Origin of the sequence: Gordonia liuliyuniae (genome assembly GCF_021739025.1) — a bacterium.
GTDB classification, from domain to species: domain Bacteria; phylum Actinomycetota; class Actinomycetes; order Mycobacteriales; family Mycobacteriaceae; genus Gordonia; species Gordonia liuliyuniae.
Genome location: NZ_JAKKOT010000004.1, coordinates 218741 through 239263, shown reverse-complemented (window position 1 = coordinate 239263; position 20523 = coordinate 218741). Strand labels below are relative to the sequence as shown.

The window sequence follows — 20523 nt, the reverse complement described above, 5'->3', positions numbered from 1 at the left end:
TCACTCATCGACCCGAACGTACTGCATGAGCTTCTGGTTTTCACCTATGTTTGACCAGCGCGATTCCCGGGAATTCGTCAGCTATGGACTCACTCGGCACAGATGATTCAACCGATCCTCGCGCGCCAGGGAAGACCGGGCCGATCCCGTATCCAGGGCACACCTCACAGATGGATGAGCAGCCGTCCGACGAGATGCGCTCGTACCATGGCCGGGGGCTGCTGGCCGACAAGTGCGCCCTCGTGACCGGGGGCGACTCGGGCATCGGGCGAGCCGTCGCGGTGGCGTTCGCGAAGGAGGGCGCCGACGTCGCGATCGCGTACCTCTCGGAAAGCGACGACGCCGCGAAGACCGTCGAACTCGTCGAGGAGCAGGGGCGCCGAGGTGTGGCCTACCCTGGCGACCTCGCCGAGCCCGACCACTGCTCCGACGTCGTCGCGAGGACGGTCGCCGACCTCGGCGGACTCGATGTCCTCGTCAACAACGTCGCGTATCAGGCGCCCGTAGACGACTTCGCAGAGTTGACCGACGAGCAGTGGCGGCGGACGTTCGCGGTCAACATCGACAGCTTCTTCCATACGACGCGCGCGGCGCTTGAGCATCTGACGCCCGGCGGGTCGATCATCAACACCGGCTCCGTGAACGGGCTGCGCGGAAACCAGACGTTGATCGACTACGCCGCGACCAAGGGGGCAGTCCACACGCTCACCAAGTCGCTCGCGCAAGCGTTGCTCGATCGGAAGATCCGCGTCAACTGTGTGGCGCCCGGGCCGGTGTGGACGCCGCTCATCCCGGCGACGCTTCGCGACGAGGACGTCGAGCATTTCGGCGAACAGGCGCCGTACGGTCGCGCCGCGCAACCGGACGAGATCGCGCCGTCGTACGTGTTCTTCGCGTCCCCGCTCCTGTCGTCGTACTACACGGGGGAGGTTCTCTCACCGATCGGCGGCGAGACGCACCCCGGCTGATCACCGATCCGACCTGCATCAGAGTCGACTGTCACATCTGAGCGACCCTGTCATACAGCCATCCGCCCGACAGAAGGAGGAGAAGATGCCGAAGACAGACAAGAAGGGCCGTCCGCGTCGTTCCGAACTGCCCGATACCGTGGCACGTTCGTCCGCGAAGGCGCAGCGGACCTTCGCCGAGGCGCACGACAGCGCCCTCAAGGAGTACGACTCCGAGGAGAGCGCACACCGTGTCGCGTACGCCGCCCTGAAGCACTCGTACGAACGGGTCGGCGACCGGTGGGTCGCCAAGTCGTCCCGCGGACCGTCCGACCAGCGGGACAAGAGCGGCGGCCCGAACGCGGCGGGAAAGAGCCACTCCGGGGTGAACGCCGAGGCGACCAAGGACCATCTCCTTCACGTCGCACGAGACCTCGACATTCGTGGACGCTCCACGATGCGCAAGGGCGAGTTGATCGACGCCATCGAAGACGCCAACGCCCGCAGTGCCCGATCGGCACGCAAGAAGCACTGACAAGCCACGCAGGCCACGCAGAAGGACACGCCACGCAGAGGGAAGCGCCGCTCGACGAAGATCGTCGAGCGGCGCTCACCTGTCGGTCGGGTCAGCGAGCGGTCGAGGCGGCCCCCGCCTCGGTGGCCTGCGCAGCGTGCGGCAAGTCGCCGAACGGGTCTTCCAGGTGTGCCCGCATGAACCACTGGAATTCCTCGAGTTCCCCAGTCTGCCCGATCAGCATGTCTTCGGACACGGGGTCGATCTTGCCCGCCAGTTCGATCGCCGCGCGGTGTGATCCGACGACGCCGTCGTAGACGACGTCGAGCGCCGCGAGGTGTGCGGACACGGTGTCACGACCGAGACTGTAGTCGTCCCAGGTCCGGTTGTCGGCGATAGCGGCGGTCGTACCGCACGGCGAACCACCGAGTGTCGCGATCCGCTCGGCGAGATCGTCAGCGAACCCGCGTACGGTCTCCACCTGCGGATCGATCATCTGGTGGACGCCGATGAACGACGGGCCGACCACGTTCCAATGCACGTGCTTGAGAGTCAGGTGCAGATCACTGAGGGCGCTCAACCGCCCTTGAAGTGCGGCGATCAACCTCTCCGAGTCGTTGGTGTTGGTGTTTGTGTTGTTGTTGGCGATGGTGTGCTGAACGGTCATCGCGGTAGTGCTCCCTTCGTTGATCATGCAGGCGATGTCATCGAGGATCCGGCGATTCGTCGCGGTGGACGCGGCGGCCGTGGAACTCGCGCTCGTACTCAGCCGCCTCTTCGGCGGTGACCTCGGGAACGATCGGATCGTGTCCCGGACGGTCGAGTGAGTCGTTGGCGGTCAGACGTGTGCGAGCGAACACCAGGCAGCCGATGCCGATGATTCCGAATACGACGGTGGCCACGATCCAGGGCGTCACCATCATGTCGAATCCGGCGGCGGCGATCGTCAGCGCGAGCGATGCCACAGCGAGGAGGAGCGCGCCGTAGCCGACGAGTCCGACCGCCTTGAGTGGCCGAGCCGTCCTCGCGAACAGATGTGACCGTACCGGGTCGGTCGGGCCGCCGTTCGCGGGTCCGCTCCCGCCGCCCGGGGTTGGTTCGACGTTCATTAGAAGACCTCCCATAGATCGTGACGATCGATGACCGTCATATTCGGCGATTGGAGCTCAGCGCACTGGTTGTGCGCTCAGGCCCCCTGAGTACCCGGTCACGCTCATCGGCAAACACTGTGCCGCGAGTACCCGCGGTGTTCTCCTCGTTCACGGCAGCGGGCGAGGTCGCCGAACGCTAATGTCAGTACAGTGACGAACTCAACCAACGCGGGAGCGGATTCGGCGAGCCAGAGGGCATCGGGTAATCGCGTCGGCAGTTTCCGATACTGGTTCGACGAGGACCGGTGGGAGTGGTCGGACGAGGTGGCCGCGATACACGGGTACCGGCCGGGAGAAGTGCAGCCGACGACCGCGCTGCTCATCTCGCACAAGCACATCGACGACCGCCAATCATTCACCGAACTCGTGCGGACCATGCGCGAGAGGCGAACCCACTTCTCCAGTCGGCATCGCATCGTCGACACGGCGGGCCGCGTTCATCACGTCGTCGTGATGGGTCGCACGTTCCGGGGTCGAGACGGCGAGGTGGCCGGTACCGGCGGCTTCTACGTCGATCTCGGGCCCGCGGTCGACGACACGGTCCGTGACCGCGTCGACGAACAGGTACAGCATTTCCGCGCCCGGGGAGCAGTCATCGAGCAGGCGAAGGGCATGCTCATGCTCGTCTACGGCATCGAAGACGACCGCGCGTTCGACGTGCTCCGCTGGCTCTCGCAGTCGCGCAACGTGCCCGTCGTCGACGTCTGTCGAACGATCGTCGAGGGCGCGCTGGCCGATCCGTGCATACCGGAGAGCGTCCGGCGCGAATTCGACCTCGTCGTGCTGAGCGGGGCGGCAGAATCCGAGCCGTAGACCGGCTCGGCACCTACCGGTCGCGGCCGTGGCGGCTGCCGCGGTAGGCGGCGCGCCGGATGTCGGCCAACCTCGCTTCTTGGGTGTGGAGTGCGGCCGCGAGCGAATCGAGATCCAGCCCGGGCGGTGTCGGTGGGCAGGTGAGTCGTCCGGTCGCTGGTGACGAGGACGGTCTCGGGCGCGAAGCGTACTGCGACACCGACGAGGTCGGGCAGCGCGCCCGGCGTACCGATGGCCTTCGAGACGCGGAGCGTGACCGGTCCGGATCCGACCGGCAGCACATCGCGCTCGACGGTCGCCGAACCAGGCAACGTCAGTCCGCGGCGGTGCACCGCCCGGCCACTGCGCAGACTCGCGACGGCGTTCCCGGCCCGTTCCGCGGCACCGGTGAATCTCGACTCGGTCATGGCCTTGTCCTGACTGTGGTGTGACTGTCGCTGGCATGAGCACGGCGGACGGGCACGGTCACTGCGCGGTGAGGGCGAGGGGGAGAGCGACGAGCATCAACGCGAGAAGAGCCCACGCAGCGCCCTGCCAGTACACCCACATCCGCCCGCGCCGATACGCGGCGAAACCGATGCCCAACGCCAGCAGACCGCCCACACCGAACACTGCAGGCACCGAAGCACCGAGTATCACGCTCGTGCCGCCGGTCGCCGCGAAGACGACGAGCAGGACCGCACCGACGACGAGCACCGCAGCCGCATAGCGGGCCGCGGCGCGAAACGCGTTCGGATCGGACCACCGCTTCTCGGCGTCCCGCCGTCCGGCGCTCGGCGTGTCTGGCGTCATGCCGGACGAGTACCCAGTCGGCAGCGAGTCCAAACATCGGGAATCAACTGTCGGGGCTCAACTCGCCGGGGCTCAACTATTGGGGGTCGGGGCTGTTGCGTGCGGTGATCTCGACAGTGTTGCCGTCGGGATCGACGACGACGGCGTAACCGGGCCGATCCGGATACGGCGGGCTCGGCGTCGAGGCACCGAGTGCGACGAACCGTTCGACCGCTGCCGTCACGTCCTGGGTGTCCCACCCGCGTATCCCGATGCGTGCCGGACGCGGCTGTGTCTTAGGCGGTGGTGTCTTAGGCGGTGGCGGGGCGGCGATGATGAATCGCGTGCGATCATCGTCGTCCACCAACTCGATTTCCTGGCCCCCAGGCTTGCCCCCACGCTGGCCGTCGTCTTCGCCGCCGAGTGGTCGCCGAGTCAGGTGCAACGCACGACTCCAGAACTCGGCGGTGCGATCGATGTCGTCGGTTGCCAGGCGGTGCGGCGTGTCGGACTCGAGGATGAACATGGGTCCCTTCGTGGCACGTGGGCGATTCTCGACGTCTGGGTTCCCCGCCACTGTCGGGCCGAAACACTCGGCTCCCCACAACGGATGTGGTCACAGCGGCGTGTGGTCACACAAGCAGTCCGTGCCGACGTGCGGCAACTACGGCCTCCCGACGGTTCCGTACTTCCAGTTTGGTCATGATCGTGCGGAGGTACGACTTGACGGTCTCCGGGCGCAGTCCGAGCCGATCGGCGATCTCACCGTTGCCGCACCCGAGCGCCACATGGCTGAGCACCTCGTACTCGCGCGGGGACAGGTGCGGGCCGTCACCATCGTGCGCGGTACCGACGCCGCGCAAAACCTTCTCGACGCCGTGCAAGCGTTCGGCTAGAGCGGGATCCGCCGTCGAACGGGCGATGTCGGCGAGCTCGACATAGCTGGAGATGATCGCCTCGGACACCCCGGCCGGAACTGGGACCGACTGCGCGGCAGCTGATTCCGCGATGAGTGAGACGCGACGATCGACCTCGTCGCGGATCTCGATCTCGCCTGCCAGCCGGGCAGCGGATGTCGCGATCCGGTTGATCGCGAGGTCGCCGATCAGTTCGACGCGCCGCAGACCGCCGTAGATCACCGCGCGCGTGCGGCCGCGTACGACCGCTGGCACGGCCAGCAGCGACTCGATGCCCTCGCCTGCGACCTCCCGGTCGTACTCGTGGGTGATTTCGGACGAGTTCGCGTAGTCGGCGACGGCGCCGACCCGACCTTCGGCGATCGCACGTCCACCGAGCCCGCGCGAGGAATCGATCACCAGATTCTGCAGGATACGGCTGCGCGTCCCGACGAACCCGGTGAGCAACGCGCTCGCACGCTCGCCGACCAGGCCGCCGAACATCACCGGCAGACCGGTGTCGCGGCCCCCCGCGCGCAAGACGGCGGCGAGCGCGTCGGCATCGCTCGGGCGTTTGGTGTCCATCGTCTCTCTCCGCCGCCCCTCTCCGCGCCAATCGTGCCAGATCACCCTACCTACTTTCGGGGGTGGTGGCCGAGCCCGGCGTGGACCTACCGTCAACAATCGAGCCCGTCCCAGATGCATCGACCGGAGGAACCGTGATGGCACCCGTCCCGAACCGCAGTGAACTGAGCCCGCTCCGCTTCCTCGAGCGCGCCGCCGATGTCTTCGGCGACAAGGAGGCGATCGTCTACGGCTCGCGGCGGTGGACCTACACCGAGTTCGCTGCGGAAGCGCAGGCGATGGCCCGGGTCCTGCGAGATCACATCGACGACGGCGACCGCGTCGCGTTCCTGACGCCGAACCTGCCGGAGACACTGGTCGCGAACTTCGGCGTCCCGCTGTCCCGCGGCATCCTCGTCGCATTGAACTCGAGGCTCGCCGGACCCGAACTCGTCTACATCCTCGACCACGCCGAGGCCACCACCCTGTTCTACGATGCAGAGTTCCGTGACGTGGTCGCCGCCATCGTCGGGCAACTGCCGAAGCTGACGACACTCGTCGAGATCACCGACACCGAGTTCGGTCCCGCGCCATCGGAGACGACCGTCGACGGGGCCGTCTCGTACACCGATTACCTCGCCCGTGCGGGCACCCTCGACTCGCCGCCCATCCCGTGGGTCGTCGACGACGAGAACCGCATCATCAGCATCAACTACACGTCCGGCACCACCGGTAAGCCCAAAGGCGTCATGTACACCCATCGCGGCGCCTACCTGAATTCGTTCGGCGAGACGTTCCACAACAGCTTCACGCCCGAGACCCGCTATCTGTGGACGTTGCCGATGTTCCACTGCAACGGCTGGTGCACGCCGTGGGCCGTCACCCAGGCGTCGGGCACCCACATCTGTCTGCGCGCGGTGCGCGGCGACGCGATCTGGGACGCGATCGACGATCTCGGCGTCTCTCATCTGTGCGGTGCGCCGACGGTGTGCACGACCATCGTCAGCGCCGATCGCGCCCATGCACTCGACGCGCCGTTGAACATCACCACGGCCGGGGCTCCGCCGTCGCCGACGGTCATCGGTCAGCTCGAGGCGATCGGCGTCACAGTCGTCCACGTGTATGGACTCACCGAGGTGTACGGGCCGTACACGATCTGCGAGTACCAGCCTGCGTGGGACGATCTGCCCGCCGACGAGCGGGCGGGGAGGCTGTCGCGCCAAGGCGTCGGCATGGTGCAGGCCGAGGCGGCACGCGTCGTCGACAGCGAGATGAACGACGTGGCCGCCGACGGCGAGACCATGGGCGAGATCGTCCTGCGCGGCAACAACGTGATGGCGGGGTACTACAAGAATCCGGAGGCCACCGAGGATGCGTTCGTCGGCGGCTGGTTCCATTCCGGCGATCTCGGGGTCATGCACCCCGACGGCTACATCCAGTTGAAGGATCGGGCCAAGGACATCGTGATCTCCGGAGGCGAGAACATCTCGACGGTGGAGGTGGAGCAGGCTCTCGTCAGTCACGACGCGATCCTCGATGTCGCGGTGATCGGCGTGGCGGACGAGAAGTGGGGTGAACGGCCCCGCGCCTATGCTCAGCGCAGGCCGGGCGAAACGGTGTCCGCGGACGAGTTGATCGCCCACGCCCGCAAACTGCTCGCCGGATACAAGATTCCGCGAGACATCGTGTTCGTCGACGATCTGCCCCGCACCTCGACCGGCAAGATCCTCAAGTTCACGCTGCGAGAGCAGGCCAAGCGAGAAGCCTGAGAGCTCGCACCTGTTGATCGAGCATCACGACGGCGGGCCGACTGGCCTGTTCGGTACCGACTGGTCAGCGGGTCTCGTAGCGGGCGTGCGGGTCGGTCCGCTTCTGCCAGCCGAGCCGTTCGAGTTCCGGGGTCTCGTCGAGCGACTCCGGATAGCCGACGCACAGATACGCGATCAGGACCCAGTCGTCGGGGACGTCGAGAGCGGCGACGACGTCGCCGGGTTCGAGGATCGACACCCAGCCGACCCCTACGCCGCGGGCACGCGCCGCCAACCAGAACGCGCTGACGGCCATCACCACGGAGTATTCGAGTGTCTGCGGCATCGTCCGACGTCCCAGGCCCGCGCCCTGGTCGGGGTCGGGCCGACAGAACACCGCCAGATGGACCGGCGCGTCGTCGAGACCCGACAGCTTCAACGTCGCGTAGTCACGGGCGCGGTCGCCGTCGTAGCCGGCGAGGGCGGCGGAGTTGCACCGCTCGAAAGTGGCTTTCACCAGGGCGCGCCGGGCAGGCGACCGGACTTCCACCCAGCGCCACGGTTGGCTGTTGCCGACCGAGGGGGAGAGCTCCGCCGACGCGAGGATCTCATCGAGCACCCCCGGGTCGAGCGGGTCTGTGCGGAAACGCCGAACATCCCGACGCCAGCGCAGGAGTTCGTCGAACTCGGCGACGAACTCGCGGTCGAAGCCGCCTGCGCCGGTGGATGAGGTTCGTTCGACCATGACCCGAACGTACTCGGGCGCGTCGTCAGGTGAGCGCCGGGCCGGGATGGACCTGCCAACCGCCCGCCGAGAGACTGCCGACCGCTTCGAACGTCCGCTCGTAGCCGGTTCGGCTGATCCGCCAGCCGTCCTGCGTCAACCGGTACTCGTCCGCATAGAACGCCGCTCCGATGATGAGCGTGTCGAACTCGGGCACCATGACGCGATCCTGCAGATACCAACTGCCGGTGGCGGTTTCACCGTCGACATTGATGATCGGATGATCGACGCGGTGTTCGGTGAGGATCGAACCGCTCATCGCCCGGCTCAAATACTCGATCACCGACTTCCGGTCGGTGAACGACAGCTCCTGGCCGCCCATCTTGGTCCCGTAATCGGTGTGGACGTCCTCGGTCAGCGTCGCCGACAATCCGTCCCAGTCCTTCGTGTCGACTGCACGCAGGTAGCGGTACTTCAGATGTTCGATCTCGCGAACGGTCTCGAGCAGAGTCATCGGGCGATCCTTGCGCTAGTCGGGCGGGTCACAGATCGGGGATCGGGAGTACGAGGTTCGGCGCCTCGAGGCCGCCGTCCACCTCGATGATCTTGCCGGTCACGTACGCGGCGGCGGGGCTCGCCAGGTAGACGGCGGTTGCTGCGATGTCGCCCGGATCGCCGATTCGCCGGAGCGGGGTGTTCGACTCGAGTTCGCCACGCATCTCGTCGTTCTCGGCGACATAGCTCAGTGACGAGGTAAGGATGGCGCCGGGTGCGATCGCGTTGACGCGGATCTTCGGTGCGAGGTCTTCGGCGGCCAGCCGCGTGTAGTGGGCGAGCGCGGCCTTCGCCGTCCCGTATGCGAGGAACGCTCGGCCCGCCAGGCGGCCCATCGACGACGTGATGTTGATGATCGAACCGCCGTCGTTCTCCAACATGACCGGGACCGCTGCGAGCGAGAGTCCATGCGCGGTGCCGACGTTGAACGAGAACGCACGCTCGAGGTCTTTCACCCGGGTGTTGAGGAAGGGCGTGGGCATCGCACCGCCGACGTTGTTGACGACGATGTCGACTCTGCCGAAGTTCTCCACTGCGTGGTCGACGAGCTGTCCGGGTTCGTCGGTGGCGAAATCCAACGGCACCGGCACCGCACGGCGGCCGGCTCCGGCCACCTGGTCGGCGACCTCGGACAGGTCGGCCTCGGTGCGCGCCGAGATCACCACATCGGCGCCTGCCTGCGCGAGTCCGACAGCGATCGCGGCACCCAGCCCACGGCCCGCACCCGTCACGATGGCAACTTGTCCGTCCAACTTGAATGTGTCGAGCAACCGAGACTCCCTTGCTATTCGAATAGTCGATTCATATGGTGTGAATATCCGACACACCGTAACTGTGTCGCTCAGCCCAGACAAGAGAGGCGGACCCACACGTGCCCGGTTCACCCCCGACCCGTCGCGTGGTCGACACGCTCGAGCATCTCGCGAGCGCCCAGACCCCGTGCACGATCGCCCAGATCGCCGATGCTGTCGGGGTGGCGCGCCCGACGATGTCGGCGATCCTGGCCGAACTGGATGCGGCTGGATGGGTCGAGCGAGACACCTCGCGCGCGTACCGATTGGGCGTCGGCGTCGCAGCCCTCGGAGGAGACGGCGGAGCCGGTACGGCGATGACGCCGGACATCATCTCGATACTCGACGATCTGGTGGCGGCCACGTCGTGCGGTGTGACGGTGAGTCGACTCGTCGACGACCGGATGACGGTGGTGGCGAAGGTCCACTCGCCGATCCGCCCGGTCCCCGGCCTGGGGCTCGGGCAGACATTGACGGTGTCGTATCCCGCGGTGGCCGCTGTCATGGCGTGGCGGGCGCCTGCCGATCAGCTCAGGTGGCAGGGCGACCGTCCGGACAACGGCGACCGGGCGCGAGCGGTTCTCGACAGTGTTCGCGAACTCGGTTATGCGGCGTACCGGCCCATGTCGTCCGATGCCTCGCTCGTCGAGTCCCTGGCTGATCTGTTGAGCGCTGTCGGGCCGATGCTCATCGACCCGGCGGTTCGCCGTACAGCAACCCGACAGCTCGCTGGCCTGACGTCGCGCGCCTACCTCTCCGACGATCTCGCAGCGGACGAGGCGTTGCCGGTGAGCTATCTGGCGGCGCCGGTCTTCCACCACGGAGAGGCAGACTACGAGTTGCAGCTCGGAGTTCTGCGATCGGCCGTGCATCCACGCGAGCGCGCCGAGTTCGGGCTGGCGCTCACGGAAGCGGCCACGCGCATCTCGGCGCTGCTGGACGCCGCCTGACGGGTCAGCGGTCGAGCAGGTCCGAGTACTCGGCGCGCAGGTCTGGTCGAATCAGCGCCTGGAGCATCAGTGCCAACTGTGCCTCGACGTATTCGTCCAACGTCATGGTCTGCTCGAAGTACCAGTGCTTGAGCGCCCACGCGTGCGCGAGGAGCAGCAGGTCGTAGGCGACGAGGTCGGCGTTGGGCGTCGAGAGCACCCCGGCGTCGACCCCGTCGCGGACCGCCGTACGCAGCGGCTGGCTCGTCTCGACCTCGAGCGTCTTGATGGTCTCGCGGCCCTCGGCGGACAACGCGTTCGACTCGCGATAGGTCAACACGGCCGCGTGGCGGTATCGCGCGATCACGTGGCAGTACGCGGTGAACGCGGCGGCGAGACGTCGCACGGGATCGTCTCCCGCGGCGTCGACAGCCTGCGGCACGCTGGTCCGGAACGCGTCGAGGACCTCGACGATCACGGCAAGGAGGACGTCGTCCTTTCCACCGAAGTAGCGGTAGATCAATCCGACGCTGACTCCGGCCTCGGTGGCGAGTGCCTGCATCGAGACGGCCTCGGACCCGGTGCGCTCCATCAGCCGGGCCGCCGCGTCGAGAATCTGTCGTGATCGCATCGACGCGCTGACCACTCGCACCGCGTCACTGACTGACGCACGTTGTGGATCCGCGGACATGACGCCTCCTGGGATGAATCTGCGGGAATGAATCTGCGTTCATTCTAGCCGAGGGTGCGTGACTCCCTCGCTGCGGCACAGATGGGGCGTGACCCTTGACACTCCGTCGGAATGAACATAGATTCATCATTAGTGAATCGATATTCATTCTAATCGGCGCTCTCACCCCCGACATCGATCAGGAGTACGCCATGAATCACTGCACTGGCAATCACTGCACTGGGAATCACTGCACTGGGAATCACTGCGGCGGCCGTCACGTCCTGCACGTGCGCTAGAAGCCAAGAACAGAGGAGATGCACGTGCACTACGGATTCGACGACGACCAACGGGCCTTCCGCACGGAGATGGCGCGGTGGGCGCAGAAGGTCCTCGCCCCGCACTATCAGGCCGACGACCAGACCGCGCGGTTCCGACGACAGCAGGCCACCGACATGGCCGATATGGGGCTGACCGGGCTTCGCATCCCCGAGGAGTACGGCGGCCAGGACGCGACCGCCGTCATCGCGGGCATCGCCGCGGAGGAGGTCGGCCGAGCCGACTTCAACGCAGGCTATCTCATCATCAACACGGCGTTGATCAGCGACGTCCTGGTCCGCAACTGCACCGACGAACAGAAGTCCGCATGGCTTCCCGGCATCGCCTCGGGGGAGACGGTCCCGTGCATCATGATCACCGAGCCGGATCACGGCACGGATGCTGCGGCGCTGTCGCTGAAGGCGACACCGACCGACGACGGGTGGCTCCTCTCCGGGGAGAAGACGTCGATCACGCTCGGCATGGCGTCCGACCGCGGGGTCGTCCTGGCCCGGACCGGCGGTCCGGGCGCCCGCGGGGTGAGCGCGTTCTGGGTCGACCTGCACGACGAGCGAATCACCCGGTCGCCGTTCGACGATCTGGGCAGTCGAGCCATCGGCCGGGCATCGGTCCACTTCGACGACGTGCCCGTCACCTCGGCCGACCTGATCGGCGACGAGGGCGGCGGCTTCGTCTCGGTGATGCAGGGCTTCGACTACTCGCGCGCCATCATCGGACTGCTCTGCCTCGGGGCTGCGCAGCAGTCGCTCGACGAGGCCGTCGTCTGGGCGCAGGACCGCGAGGCGTTCGGACAGCCGATCGGCAAGTTCCAGGGCGTCTCCTTCCCACTCGCCGAGCACGCCACCTACATCACCGGCGCACGTCATGTCTGCTATGAGGCACTGTGGCGCAAGGACAATGCGATCGAGCACTCCGCGGAAGCCGCCATGGCCAAGTTCTGGGCGCCGAAGCTCGCAGTGGACGTGATCCACCAGTGCCTCCTCACCCTCGGCCACGTCGGGTACTCCACCGAGCACAAGGTCGGCCAGCGTCTGCGCGACGTGATCGGCCTCGAGATCGGCGACGGAACGGCACAGGTCTCCAAACTCGTCATCTCTCGCAGCCTCCTCGGCCGGACCGCAGCCCCGTAAACCGCTCACCGCAAAGGACATCCACCATGAGCAAGCTCGCAGACAAGATCGCCTTCGTGACCGGCGCAGGCCAAGGCATCGGCGCCGCCATCGCCGCGAAACTAGCCGCCGAAGGCGCCACCGTCGTCGTCACCGATGTCAACGCCGAGACCGCAGAAGCGACCGCGGCGTCGCTGGGCGGCGACAGCATCGGCCTACCCGTCGACGTGACCAGCCGCGAGTCGGTGAACGCCGCGGTCGACACTGCCGTCGACCGCTTCGGCCGCATCGACATCCTGGTCAACAACGCGGGCTGGGACAAGGCCGAGCCGTTCATCGAGTCCGAACCGGCGACATGGGAGCGGATCATCGACATCAACCTGTTCGGCGTGCTCAACACGTCCCGGAGGGTCCTGCCGATGATGGCCGCGCAGGGCTCCGGACACGTGGTCAACCTCGGGTCGGACGCGGGCCGGGTCGGCTCCTCCGGCGAAGCCGTCTACTCGGCAGCCAAGGGCGGGGTGATCGCGTTCACCAAGTCGACCGCCCGCGAAATGGCCCGCGCGCAGGTCAACGTCAACTGCGTCTGCCCCGGCCCGACGGACACCGCGCTGTTCGCTTCGATGGGCGGCGAGAAGCTGCGTGCCGCTCTACAGAAGGCCATCCCGCTGCGACGTCTCGGCCAGCCCGAAGACCTCGCGAACACCGTCGCGTTCCTCGCCTCCGACGAGGCGTCGTTCATCACCGGCCAGACCGTCAGCGTCAGCGGCGGCCTGTCCATGAGTTGAGATGAGAACCTCATGTCTTTCGAGACGATTCTGACCGCGGACCTGATCGACCAGCACACCGGCGACGGCTTCTGGCGGGGGCGCGTCATCACCGACTGGCTCGACGAGGTCGCCGATGCCGCCCCCGACACAATCGCGTTCGTCGACGCCCACCGCGCCATCACCTACGCGGACCTGCGCGACGAGGTCGACCGTTGTGCGCTCGGCTTGCTCGAGCTCGGCGTCGCTCCCGGCGACGTGGTGTCGTTCCAACTCCCGAACTGGATCGAATGGGTGGTCGTGCACTACGCGGCCAGCCGCATCGGTGCGGTGAGCAACCCGCTGATTCCGATCTACCGCGAACGCGAAGTGGGCTTCATGATCGCGCTCGCCGAGTCTAAGGTGCTGGTGATCCCGACGTCGTTCCGTGGTTTCGACTACCCGCAGATGTATGCGGACATGGCGGATCGCCTTCCGACGGTCGAACACACGCTGGTCGTCGGCGACAGTTACGACGAGTTCATGGCGACCCCGTGGGAGGAGCGACGGGATCGTCGCGAGCTGGCCGCGCTTCGGCCGGACGCGAACGAGGTGTCGCTGTTGATCTTCACGTCGGGCACCACGGGCGAGCCGAAGGGCGTGATGCACACCCACAACACGCTGACCGCCGCGAACCTCCCGCTTCCGGACCGTCTGTCGATCACCTCCGACGACGTGTTCCACATCGCGTCGACCCTTGCTCACCTGACCGGCTTTCTCTACGGCGCACGGCTGAACGTGCAGAACGGCGCGACGTGCGTCCTGCAGGACGTCTGGGACGCGGAGAAGTTCTGCGCACTGGTCGCCGAGCATTCGATCACGTACACGTCCGCGGCGACACCGTTCCTGCACGACCTGATCGATGCCAAAGGTCTTGCCACACACGACGTCTCCAGCCTGCGACTGTTCTGTTGCATGGGGGCGCCGATCCCGCGCGCGGTCGTCGCAACGGCCAGAGCGAAACTGCCGAGCCTGGTGGTGCTCGGCGGGTGGGGGCAGACCGAGAACGCACTGGTCACCCTCGGCATCCCCGATGACCCCGACGACAAGGTGATCAACACCGACGGCTATCCGTGGCCGGGGATGGAGATCCGGACCGTCGACCTCGACGGAGCGCCGACGCTCCCGGACGTCGAAGGCCGGCTCCAAGTCCGCGGACCGTCGCTGTTCGTCGGCTACCTTCACCGGATCGCCAAAACCTTGGAGGAATTCGACGGAAGTTGGTTCGACACCGGCGATCTCGGATCCATCGACGGCGACGGCTACCTGAAGATCGCCGGGCGCACCAAGGACGTGATCATCCGCGGCGGCGAGAACATCCCGGTCGCCTTCGTCGAGAACGTCTTCTACGAACATCCGAAGATCGCGAAGGTCGCCGTCGTCGGCGTCCCGGATCCACGCCTGCAGGAACGGGCATGTGCGTGCGTCGTCCTCAAGGACGAGTTCGTCGCCGACGGATTCGCGTTCGAGGAGATGACCGCCTACTTGAAGTCGAAGGGCCTGGCCAAACACTACTGGCCCGAGCGCCTCGAGGTGCTCGAGACGCTACCCACCACCGCGAGCGGCAAGATCCAGAAGTTCGCACTCCGCAAGCAGTTTGTCGAGTGACCGACTACGAGACCGTCACAGTCGACGCGACCGACGGAGTCGCGACCGTGACGCTGAACCGGCCGGACGTCCGTAACGCCATCAACGCGCAGGTCCAGACCGACCTCGCGGCCGTCCTCGACCAGATCCGCGGCGACGACACGATCGGCGGCGTCGTCTTCACGGGCGCGGGCGACAAGGCGTTCGCCGCGGGCGGCACCCAACGGCTCGCGCAGTCGTTGCAGTACACGACTGCGGACAAAGCCGAGGGCGCCGCTGCGTTCCTGGGCAAACGCGCTCCCGAATGGACGGGTCGCTGAGCGCCGGCGCGTCTCTGCATTCGTCTGACCACACACGGCAAAGGATTCCCATGGTCACCACCCCGCTCGAACTGTTCTCCGTCGACCACCTGTTCTCCGACGAGGAGATCGCCATACGCGACACGGTTCGCCAGTACGTCGACCGTTCCGTGCGACCCCACATCGCCGACTGGTACGAGGCCGGTGAGATCCCGGCCCGAGAGCTCGCTCTCGAACTCGGCGCCCTCGGTGTCCTCGGGATGCATCTGGACGGGTACGACTGCGCGGGCACGACCGCCACGGCCTACGGACTGGCCTGCCTGGAGTTGGAGGCAGGCGACTCGGGTCTGCGTTCGCTCGTGTCGGTGCAGGGCTCGCTCGCGATGTTCGCGATCTGGAAGTGGGGGAGCGAGGCGCAGAAGCAGGAGTGGCTGCCGCGCATGGCGGCAGGCGAGGCGATCGGCTGCTTCGGCTTGACCGAACCCGATCACGGGTCGAATCCCGCCGGGATGCGCACACGTGCGCGTCGCGACGGCGACGACTGGATCTTGAACGGCAACAAGATGTGGATCACCAACGGCTCGGTGTCCGATGTCGCCGTCGTATGGGCGCAGACGGACGAGACCGGCAGCGGACGGGGCGTCCGCGGGTTCGTCGTGCCGACCGACACCCCGGGATTCGCGGCACCGCCTATCAAGCACAAGATGTCCTTGCGTGCGTCCGTGACCAGCGAACTCGTTCTCGACAACGTGCGCCTGCCCGCCTCGGCGATGCTGCCGGAAGCGGACGGACTGCGTGGGCCGTTGTCGTGTCTGAACGAGGCGCGGTACGGGATCGTGTGGGGTTCGATCGGCGCCGCCCGCGACTGCCTCGACGCGACGATCGGCTACGCGAACGACCGTGAGATCTTCGACCGTCCGCTCACGTCGTTCCAGATCACGCAGACCAAGATCGCCGACATGACCCTCGAACTCGGCAAGGGCATGCTGCTGGCCGCCCATCTGGGTGCGATGAAGGACGCCGGGACTCTCCGGCACGAACAGATCAGCCTCGGCAAGCTCAACAACGTGCGGGAGTCGATCGCGATCGCACGGGAGTGCCGGACCGTCTTCGGCGCAGCCGGCATCACCCTGGACTTCCCGATCATGCGCCACGCCAACAACCTCGAATCGGTCCTCACCTACGAGGGGACGAGCGAAGTGCACCAGCTGATCATCGGGCAGGCGGTCACCGGACAGGGCGCGTATCGCTGACCGCACGACCTACCGCTATCTGAACATTATGACGCTGATCGGTTCGACGGGCACCGAGATCTTCGACAACGGCGCGCTCGTCGCCGCGATGGCTGCCATGCTGGACCACTGTGGTGGACAATCGATCGACTTCAGCTGACCGCACGGCGCCGACCGTCATCGAGGTCCGCGGTGCGCGGGTCCACAACCTGCGCGACATCGACGTCGACATTCCGCTCGGCCGTCTGGTCGGCGTGGCCGGGCGGTCAGGATCGGGGAAGTCGTCGCTCGCCATGGGCGTCCTGTATGCCGAAGGCTCCCGGCGGTATCTCGAAGCGTTGTCGACGTACACGCGCCGACGGATCGGACAGGCTCCGCGGGCCGACGTCGACGCGGTCTCGCATGTCCCGGCTGCTCTCGCGCTGCGACAGCGGCCTCCGCTGCCGGGGCCGCGGTCGACGTTCGGCACCTCAACCGAACTCCTCAACGTCCTCCGTCTGATGTTCTCGCGGCTGTCCGGGCACGTCTGCCCGAACGGCCACCGCCAGGCGCCGACGCTCAACGCCGCGGCCGAAGTGCCGATCGTCTGCCCGGAGTGCGGGGTGAGTTTCCTAGCCCCGGGGGCCGAGGCGCTCGCGTTCAACTCTGGAGGAGCCTGCCCCACCTGTGAAGGCCTCGGCTCCGTCCGACTCGTGGATGACGCCACGCTCGTCCCCGACGTGACCAAGTCGATCGACGACGGCGCGGTGATCCCGTGGCAGGTCTACGGGTTTCGCGTCCAGCCGCAGATCGTTCGCGAGATGGGCGTGCGCACCGACGTCCCGTGGTGCCGCCTCACCGACAACGAGAAACAGATCGTCCTCGACGGGCCGGAGGTCAAGAAGCACATCGCCGTCACCTCGAAGAAGGGCGTCCACGATCTGGACTTCACCTTCCGCAACGCGCGTCTGACGATCACGGAGGAGCTCAAACGGGCCGACACCGAGAAGCGCCTCACCCGCGTCAGCCGCTTCTTGTCCGAGCACACCTGCCCGGACTGCGCGGGCACCCGCCTGTCGGCCGCGGCTCGCGCCCCGCAAATCGACGGCCAGAACCTGGCCGAGGTCACCGCATTCGGGCTGCACGACGTCGTCGACTGGGCGCGTGCCCTTCCCGCGGCACTGCCGCCCGAACTCGCACCGATGACCGAGGTTCTCGTGTCGACACTGCTCGGGATGGCACGACGTCTGGTCGACCTGGGTCTGGGCTATCTCACCCTGGACCGCGCCGGGGACACGCTCTCGACCGGCGAACGCCAGCGTGTGCAGCTCGCGCGCGCCGTCCGCAACGAGACGACGGGCGTCCTGTACGTACTCGACGAGCCGTCCATCGGACTGCACCCGGCGAACCTGGTCGGCCTGCGCGGGGTCCTCGACGATCTGGTGGCCGGCGGCAACACCGTCGTGATGGTCGATCACGACCCGGAGGTGCTGCGTGGGGTCGACCACCTGGTCGAGATCGGCCCGGGCGCGGGCAGCGACGGCGGGCGAGTGATCGCGCAGGGGAGCGTCGAGGAGGTCAGCGCGGCCGCGGATACCCGGATCGGTGGTTTCCTCACCGGATCAGAGGAGGTCGTGGTGCGGGAGAAATGTGCTGCGGCAGATGTTTTCGGCAACGGTGCGCTCGCCATCCGCACGACGCCGGTCCACACGGTCCACCGCCTCGACGTGGCGATCCCGAAGGGGCGACTCACCGCGGTGACCGGGGTCTCCGGATCCGGGAAGACGACCCTCGTCCTCGAGAGTCTCGTACCGGCGCTTGAGGGCACGGCTCCCGCGCATGTCGTCGGGCTCGACGCCGCAGGCATCGAGAAGATCGACGTCGTCGACGCGACCCCGATAGGCATCAACGTCCGTTCCACGGTGGGGACGTATTCCGGTGTCCTCGACGATCTTCGACGCGCCTACGCACGGCTGGAGTCGGCGCGAGAGGCCGGGCTCACCGCGTCGGACTTCTCGTACAACACCGGCTCGCTGCGGTGCCCGCGGTGCGAGGGCACCGGTCAGATATCACTCGACGTCCAGTTTCTGCCCGACGTCGACATCGCCTGCACCGAGTGTCACGGACGTCGGTATGCGCCGCGGGCACAGGCCTACCAGAGAAGGTCGGCGGCCGGCGACAGCGATGCCGCCCTGCCCGATTTACTAGCGCTGCCCGATCTACTAGCCCTGCCGATCGACGATGCATACCCGCATGTGGCCGACTTGCCGTCGATCCGCACCAAGTTGACGGCACTCCGCGACGTCGGACTCGGCTATCTCACGTTGGGGGAGGCGACGCCCGCTCTGTCCGGTGGGGAGGCGCAACGGTTGAAGCTCGTGTCCGACCTCGGCCGTCGCCAGGACGCTACGCTCTTCGTCTTCGACGAGCCGACCGTCGGACTCCATCCGCTGGACGTCCGGACCCTGCTCGGGGTGTTGCAGCGCCTCGTCGACCAGGGCGGCACCGTGATCGTGATCGAGCACGACCTCGACCTCATCGCCAACGCGGACTACGTCATCGACATGGGGCCCGGCGGCGGCGCCGACGGCGGCCGTGTGGTCGCCGTCGGCACTCCGGACGAGGTCGCTGCGAACCCGCAGAGCGTGACCGGCGGATTCCTCGCGCGCGTGCGGTAGCGACCGGGGCGCTCCATCACTCCGCGGAACGTGCCCGCGCAGACGGGAACACCGGAGCGCGCTTCTCGCGCAGCGCGGTGTACCCCTCGACCACGTCCGGGGTCATGAAGCACAACATCTCGTAGGCCGCGGACTGATCGAAGATGGGCCCGGCGTCGCGAATCCAACTGTTGAGTGCGCGCTTGGTCCACCTGATGGCCTTCTGCGACCCGGAACCGAGGACGTCGGCTACGCGCAACGCCTCGTCCAGCACCTGATCGCGGGGGAGTGCCTTGGACACCAGACCGATGCGTTCGGCCTCGGCGCCGGTGACCATCTCGCCGGTCAACAGGTAGTACTTGGATTTCGCCATGCCTGCCAGCAGCGGCCAGATGATGGCGGCGTGGTCGCCTGCGGCCACACCGAGCTTCACGTGGCCGTCACCGATCTTGGCGTCTTCGGCGCAGATCGAGATGTCGGCGAGCAACCCGACCACGGTCCCGGCGCCCACCGCGACACCGTTGATCGCAGAGACCACCGGCTTGTCGCAGTTGACGATGCCGTAGACCATCTCGCTCATCTCGTCGAGCATGGCGGCGACCGCCTCGTGGTCGCCCGCCATGCGTTCGACCATCCCGAGATCGCCGCCCGCGGAGAACGCCTTCCCGGCGCCCGTGACCACGACGACGCGGGTCTCCGGATCCTTCGAGACGTCATGCCACACCCGCGCGAGTTCGCCGTGCATCTCCTCGTCGGTCGCGTTGTACTTCTCCGGCCGATTGAGGGTGATGAGGAGGACGCCGTTCTCGCGTCGCTCGAACATGAGTTGGTTGTAGTCGGCGTAATCCATGACGGCCCTTCCTGTCGCGCCACACGGGTCCCGGACTGGCACCGACACCACGATGTGAACGTTCGCTCATTCAGAATGAATATGTATTCATCCAGGGTCAGTGAACCCTCTCCCCGGGGATTCGTCAAGAGAGTCGACCGACAGCGAGCCGTTCACACGAACGGGGACAACGCGAACCGGCCCCACGCGATGAAGGCGAACGCGGCCAGGAACGCGGTATCGCCGACCATCAGCATCCATTCGCTACGACGGAAGCGTGTCGTAGCGGCACCCGCCATGAACAACGCCAGCCCACACGCCGCAAGCGGTACCAGCACCGGTGCGACATCGACCACCGCAGGAAGTATCAACCCGATCGCTCCGGTGAGTTTGACTGCTCCGATCGCTTTGATGTGGCCCGCGCCGAAGTCGTCGACCCAGTGCTGGCTGTCGGCGAGGGATCGATACCGCTCCTTCGACATCATCAGCTGACTTGCCGCCCCCACCGTGTACGCAACGGCGAGTACGGATGTCATGATCCACAGTGTCACGTTCATAGGACCTCCTTCATTGTTACGTCGGTTCGTGAAGAACCGTCATGAGTAATGACGAA

The 20523-nt window shown here is 66.7% G+C and carries 23 protein-coding genes; 12 read left to right on the top strand and 11 right to left on the bottom strand.

Going from position 1 to position 20523, the window contains the following annotated elements; genetic code table 11:
* Positions 1 to 83 precede the first annotated feature (83 nt).
* Positions 84 to 968 carry an SDR family oxidoreductase gene (locus tag L5G28_RS10360; protein ID WP_237001473.1) on the top strand — a complete coding sequence of 295 codons (885 nt, stop codon included), beginning with the start codon at positions 84 to 86 and terminating at the stop codon, positions 966 to 968.
* 85 nt (positions 969 to 1053) lie between these two features.
* On the top strand, positions 1054 to 1482 hold the full coding sequence (locus L5G28_RS10355; RefSeq protein ID WP_237001472.1) for a ChaB family protein: 429 nt from the start codon (positions 1054 to 1056) through the stop codon (positions 1480 to 1482).
* A gap of 91 nt (positions 1483 to 1573) precedes the next feature.
* Here L5G28_RS10355 and L5G28_RS10350 read toward each other — a convergent pair whose 3' ends face one another.
* Together L5G28_RS10350 and L5G28_RS10345 are read right to left on the bottom strand one after the other, a co-directional pair.
* Positions 1574 to 2128 (bottom strand): Dps family protein, encoded by a 555-nt coding sequence (locus L5G28_RS10350; protein WP_237001471.1) that lies wholly within the window; start codon positions 2126 to 2128, stop codon positions 1574 to 1576.
* Positions 2129 to 2165: 37 nt separating this feature from the next.
* Positions 2166 to 2570 (bottom strand): hypothetical protein, encoded by a 405-nt coding sequence (locus L5G28_RS10345; protein WP_237001470.1) that lies wholly within the window; start codon positions 2568 to 2570, stop codon positions 2166 to 2168.
* 192 nt (positions 2571 to 2762) lie between these two features.
* On the opposite strand from L5G28_RS10345, the gene L5G28_RS10340 reads away from it, so the two are divergent.
* Together L5G28_RS10340 and L5G28_RS10335 are read left to right on the top strand one after the other, a co-directional pair.
* Complete coding sequence (locus L5G28_RS10340; protein WP_237001469.1) at positions 2763 to 3425, top strand: PAS and ANTAR domain-containing protein; 663 nt, start codon at positions 2763 to 2765, stop codon at positions 3423 to 3425.
* 140 nt (positions 3426 to 3565) lie between these two features.
* The gene (locus L5G28_RS10335) at positions 3566 to 3856 is read left to right on the top strand and encodes a hypothetical protein (RefSeq protein WP_237001468.1); all 291 of its coding nucleotides are present in this window, start codon (positions 3566 to 3568) and stop codon (positions 3854 to 3856) included.
* Positions 3857 to 3890: 34 nt separating this feature from the next.
* Here the strand turns inward: L5G28_RS10335 and L5G28_RS10330 are convergent, their stop codons facing one another.
* The 3 genes from L5G28_RS10330 to L5G28_RS10320 form a co-directional block, all read right to left on the bottom strand.
* A complete protein-coding gene (locus tag L5G28_RS10330; RefSeq protein WP_237001467.1) occupies positions 3891 to 4217 on the bottom strand; it encodes a hypothetical protein in 327 nt (108 codons plus the stop codon).
* 76 nt (positions 4218 to 4293) lie between these two features.
* A complete protein-coding gene (locus L5G28_RS10325) occupies positions 4294 to 4722 on the bottom strand; it encodes a VOC family protein (protein ID WP_237001466.1) in 429 nt (142 codons plus the stop codon).
* A gap of 106 nt (positions 4723 to 4828) precedes the next feature.
* Positions 4829 to 5677, bottom strand: a complete 849-nt coding sequence (locus tag L5G28_RS10320; protein WP_237001465.1) for a helix-turn-helix transcriptional regulator — start codon at positions 5675 to 5677, stop codon at positions 4829 to 4831.
* Between the two features lie 137 nt (positions 5678 to 5814).
* On the opposite strand from L5G28_RS10320, the gene L5G28_RS10315 reads away from it, so the two are divergent.
* Positions 5815 to 7425 carry an AMP-binding protein gene (locus L5G28_RS10315; protein ID WP_237001464.1) on the top strand — a complete coding sequence of 537 codons (1611 nt, stop codon included), beginning with the start codon at positions 5815 to 5817 and terminating at the stop codon, positions 7423 to 7425.
* Positions 7426 to 7489: 64 nt separating this feature from the next.
* On the opposite strand, the gene bluB is transcribed toward L5G28_RS10315, so the two are convergent.
* The 3 genes from bluB to L5G28_RS10300 are packed head-to-tail and all read right to left on the bottom strand — an operon-like array spanning position 7490 to position 9453.
* A complete protein-coding gene (bluB, locus tag L5G28_RS10310) occupies positions 7490 to 8149 on the bottom strand; it encodes a 5,6-dimethylbenzimidazole synthase (RefSeq protein ID WP_237001463.1) in 660 nt (219 codons plus the stop codon).
* A gap of 25 nt (positions 8150 to 8174) precedes the next feature.
* Positions 8175 to 8642: a nuclear transport factor 2 family protein gene (locus L5G28_RS10305; protein ID WP_237001462.1), complete on the bottom strand. Its 468-nt coding sequence runs from the start codon at positions 8640 to 8642 to the stop codon at positions 8175 to 8177.
* A 28-nt stretch (positions 8643 to 8670) separates the two neighbouring features.
* Entirely contained in the window at positions 8671 to 9453 is a 783-nt protein-coding gene (locus L5G28_RS10300; protein ID WP_237001461.1) for an SDR family oxidoreductase, read from the bottom strand.
* A gap of 101 nt (positions 9454 to 9554) precedes the next feature.
* Here L5G28_RS10300 and L5G28_RS10295 point away from each other — a divergent pair, with 101 nt between their 5' ends.
* Positions 9555 to 10424 carry a MarR family transcriptional regulator gene (locus L5G28_RS10295; protein ID WP_237001460.1) on the top strand — a complete coding sequence of 290 codons (870 nt, stop codon included), beginning with the start codon at positions 9555 to 9557 and terminating at the stop codon, positions 10422 to 10424.
* A gap of 4 nt (positions 10425 to 10428) precedes the next feature.
* Here L5G28_RS10295 and L5G28_RS10290 read toward each other — a convergent pair whose 3' ends face one another.
* Positions 10429 to 11094, bottom strand: coding sequence for a TetR/AcrR family transcriptional regulator (locus L5G28_RS10290; protein WP_237001459.1), 666 nt, complete (start codon positions 11092 to 11094; stop codon positions 10429 to 10431).
* A 302-nt stretch (positions 11095 to 11396) separates the two neighbouring features.
* On the opposite strand from L5G28_RS10290, the gene L5G28_RS10285 reads away from it, so the two are divergent.
* The 6 genes from L5G28_RS10285 (at position 11397) to L5G28_RS10260 (ending at position 19102) form a co-directional block, all read left to right on the top strand.
* Positions 11397 to 12542 (top strand): acyl-CoA dehydrogenase family protein, encoded by a 1146-nt coding sequence (locus L5G28_RS10285; RefSeq protein WP_237001458.1) that lies wholly within the window; start codon positions 11397 to 11399, stop codon positions 12540 to 12542.
* A 26-nt stretch (positions 12543 to 12568) separates the two neighbouring features.
* Entirely contained in the window at positions 12569 to 13309 is a 741-nt protein-coding gene (locus L5G28_RS10280) for an SDR family NAD(P)-dependent oxidoreductase (RefSeq protein ID WP_237001457.1), read from the top strand.
* 12 nt (positions 13310 to 13321) lie between these two features.
* The gene (locus L5G28_RS10275) at positions 13322 to 14935 is read left to right on the top strand and encodes an AMP-binding protein (protein WP_237001456.1); all 1614 of its coding nucleotides are present in this window, start codon (positions 13322 to 13324) and stop codon (positions 14933 to 14935) included.
* Entirely contained in the window at positions 14932 to 15234 is a 303-nt protein-coding gene (locus L5G28_RS10270; RefSeq protein WP_237001455.1) for an enoyl-CoA hydratase/isomerase family protein, read from the top strand. The genes L5G28_RS10275 and L5G28_RS10270 overlap by 4 nt, the downstream gene beginning before the upstream one ends.
* 50 nt (positions 15235 to 15284) lie before the next feature.
* Positions 15285 to 16466: an acyl-CoA dehydrogenase family protein gene (locus L5G28_RS10265; protein ID WP_237001454.1), complete on the top strand. Its 1182-nt coding sequence runs from the start codon at positions 15285 to 15287 to the stop codon at positions 16464 to 16466.
* A 113-nt stretch (positions 16467 to 16579) separates the two neighbouring features.
* Complete coding sequence (locus tag L5G28_RS10260; RefSeq protein WP_237001453.1) at positions 16580 to 19102, top strand: excinuclease ABC subunit UvrA; 2523 nt, start codon at positions 16580 to 16582, stop codon at positions 19100 to 19102.
* A 16-nt stretch (positions 19103 to 19118) separates the two neighbouring features.
* Here the strand turns inward: L5G28_RS10260 and L5G28_RS10255 are convergent, their stop codons facing one another.
* On the bottom strand, positions 19119 to 19931 hold the full coding sequence (locus tag L5G28_RS10255) for an enoyl-CoA hydratase/isomerase family protein (protein ID WP_236997056.1): 813 nt from the start codon (positions 19929 to 19931) through the stop codon (positions 19119 to 19121).
* Between the two features lie 152 nt (positions 19932 to 20083).
* Complete coding sequence (locus L5G28_RS10250; RefSeq protein WP_237001452.1) at positions 20084 to 20467, bottom strand: DoxX family protein; 384 nt, start codon at positions 20465 to 20467, stop codon at positions 20084 to 20086.
* Positions 20468 to 20523: the final 56 nt, after the last annotated feature.

What these genes read in the sequence shown, in the direction of transcription:
- L5G28_RS10345 (WP_237001470.1), bottom strand. Translation starts at nt 2,570, where the DNA reads ATGAACGTCGAACCAACCCCGGGCGGCGGGAGCGGACCCGCGAACGGC.
- L5G28_RS10255 (WP_236997056.1), bottom strand. Translation starts at nt 19,931, where the DNA reads ATGGATTACGCCGACTACAACCAACTCATGTTCGAGCGACGCGAGAAC.
- L5G28_RS10350 (WP_237001471.1), bottom strand. Translation starts at nt 2,128, where the DNA reads ATGACCGTTCAGCACACCATCGCCAACAACAACACAAACACCAACACC.
- L5G28_RS10315 (WP_237001464.1), top strand. Translation starts at nt 5,815, where the DNA reads ATGGCACCCGTCCCGAACCGCAGTGAACTGAGCCCGCTCCGCTTCCTC.
- L5G28_RS10280 (WP_237001457.1), top strand. Translation starts at nt 12,569, where the DNA reads ATGAGCAAGCTCGCAGACAAGATCGCCTTCGTGACCGGCGCAGGCCAA.
- L5G28_RS10355 (WP_237001472.1), top strand. Translation starts at nt 1,054, where the DNA reads ATGCCGAAGACAGACAAGAAGGGCCGTCCGCGTCGTTCCGAACTGCCC.
- bluB (WP_237001463.1), bottom strand. Translation starts at nt 8,149, where the DNA reads ATGGTCGAACGAACCTCATCCACCGGCGCAGGCGGCTTCGACCGCGAG.
- L5G28_RS10330 (WP_237001467.1), bottom strand. Translation starts at nt 4,217, where the DNA reads ATGACGCCAGACACGCCGAGCGCCGGACGGCGGGACGCCGAGAAGCGG.
- L5G28_RS10265 (WP_237001454.1), top strand. Translation starts at nt 15,285, where the DNA reads ATGGTCACCACCCCGCTCGAACTGTTCTCCGTCGACCACCTGTTCTCC.
- L5G28_RS10360 (WP_237001473.1), top strand. Translation starts at nt 84, where the DNA reads ATGGACTCACTCGGCACAGATGATTCAACCGATCCTCGCGCGCCAGGG.
- L5G28_RS10325 (WP_237001466.1), bottom strand. Translation starts at nt 4,722, where the DNA reads ATGTTCATCCTCGAGTCCGACACGCCGCACCGCCTGGCAACCGACGAC.
- L5G28_RS10305 (WP_237001462.1), bottom strand. Translation starts at nt 8,642, where the DNA reads ATGACTCTGCTCGAGACCGTTCGCGAGATCGAACATCTGAAGTACCGC.
- L5G28_RS10275 (WP_237001456.1), top strand. Translation starts at nt 13,322, where the DNA reads ATGTCTTTCGAGACGATTCTGACCGCGGACCTGATCGACCAGCACACC.
- L5G28_RS10320 (WP_237001465.1), bottom strand. Translation starts at nt 5,677, where the DNA reads ATGGACACCAAACGCCCGAGCGATGCCGACGCGCTCGCCGCCGTCTTG.
- L5G28_RS10290 (WP_237001459.1), bottom strand. Translation starts at nt 11,094, where the DNA reads ATGTCCGCGGATCCACAACGTGCGTCAGTCAGTGACGCGGTGCGAGTG.
- L5G28_RS10250 (WP_237001452.1), bottom strand. Translation starts at nt 20,467, where the DNA reads ATGAACGTGACACTGTGGATCATGACATCCGTACTCGCCGTTGCGTAC.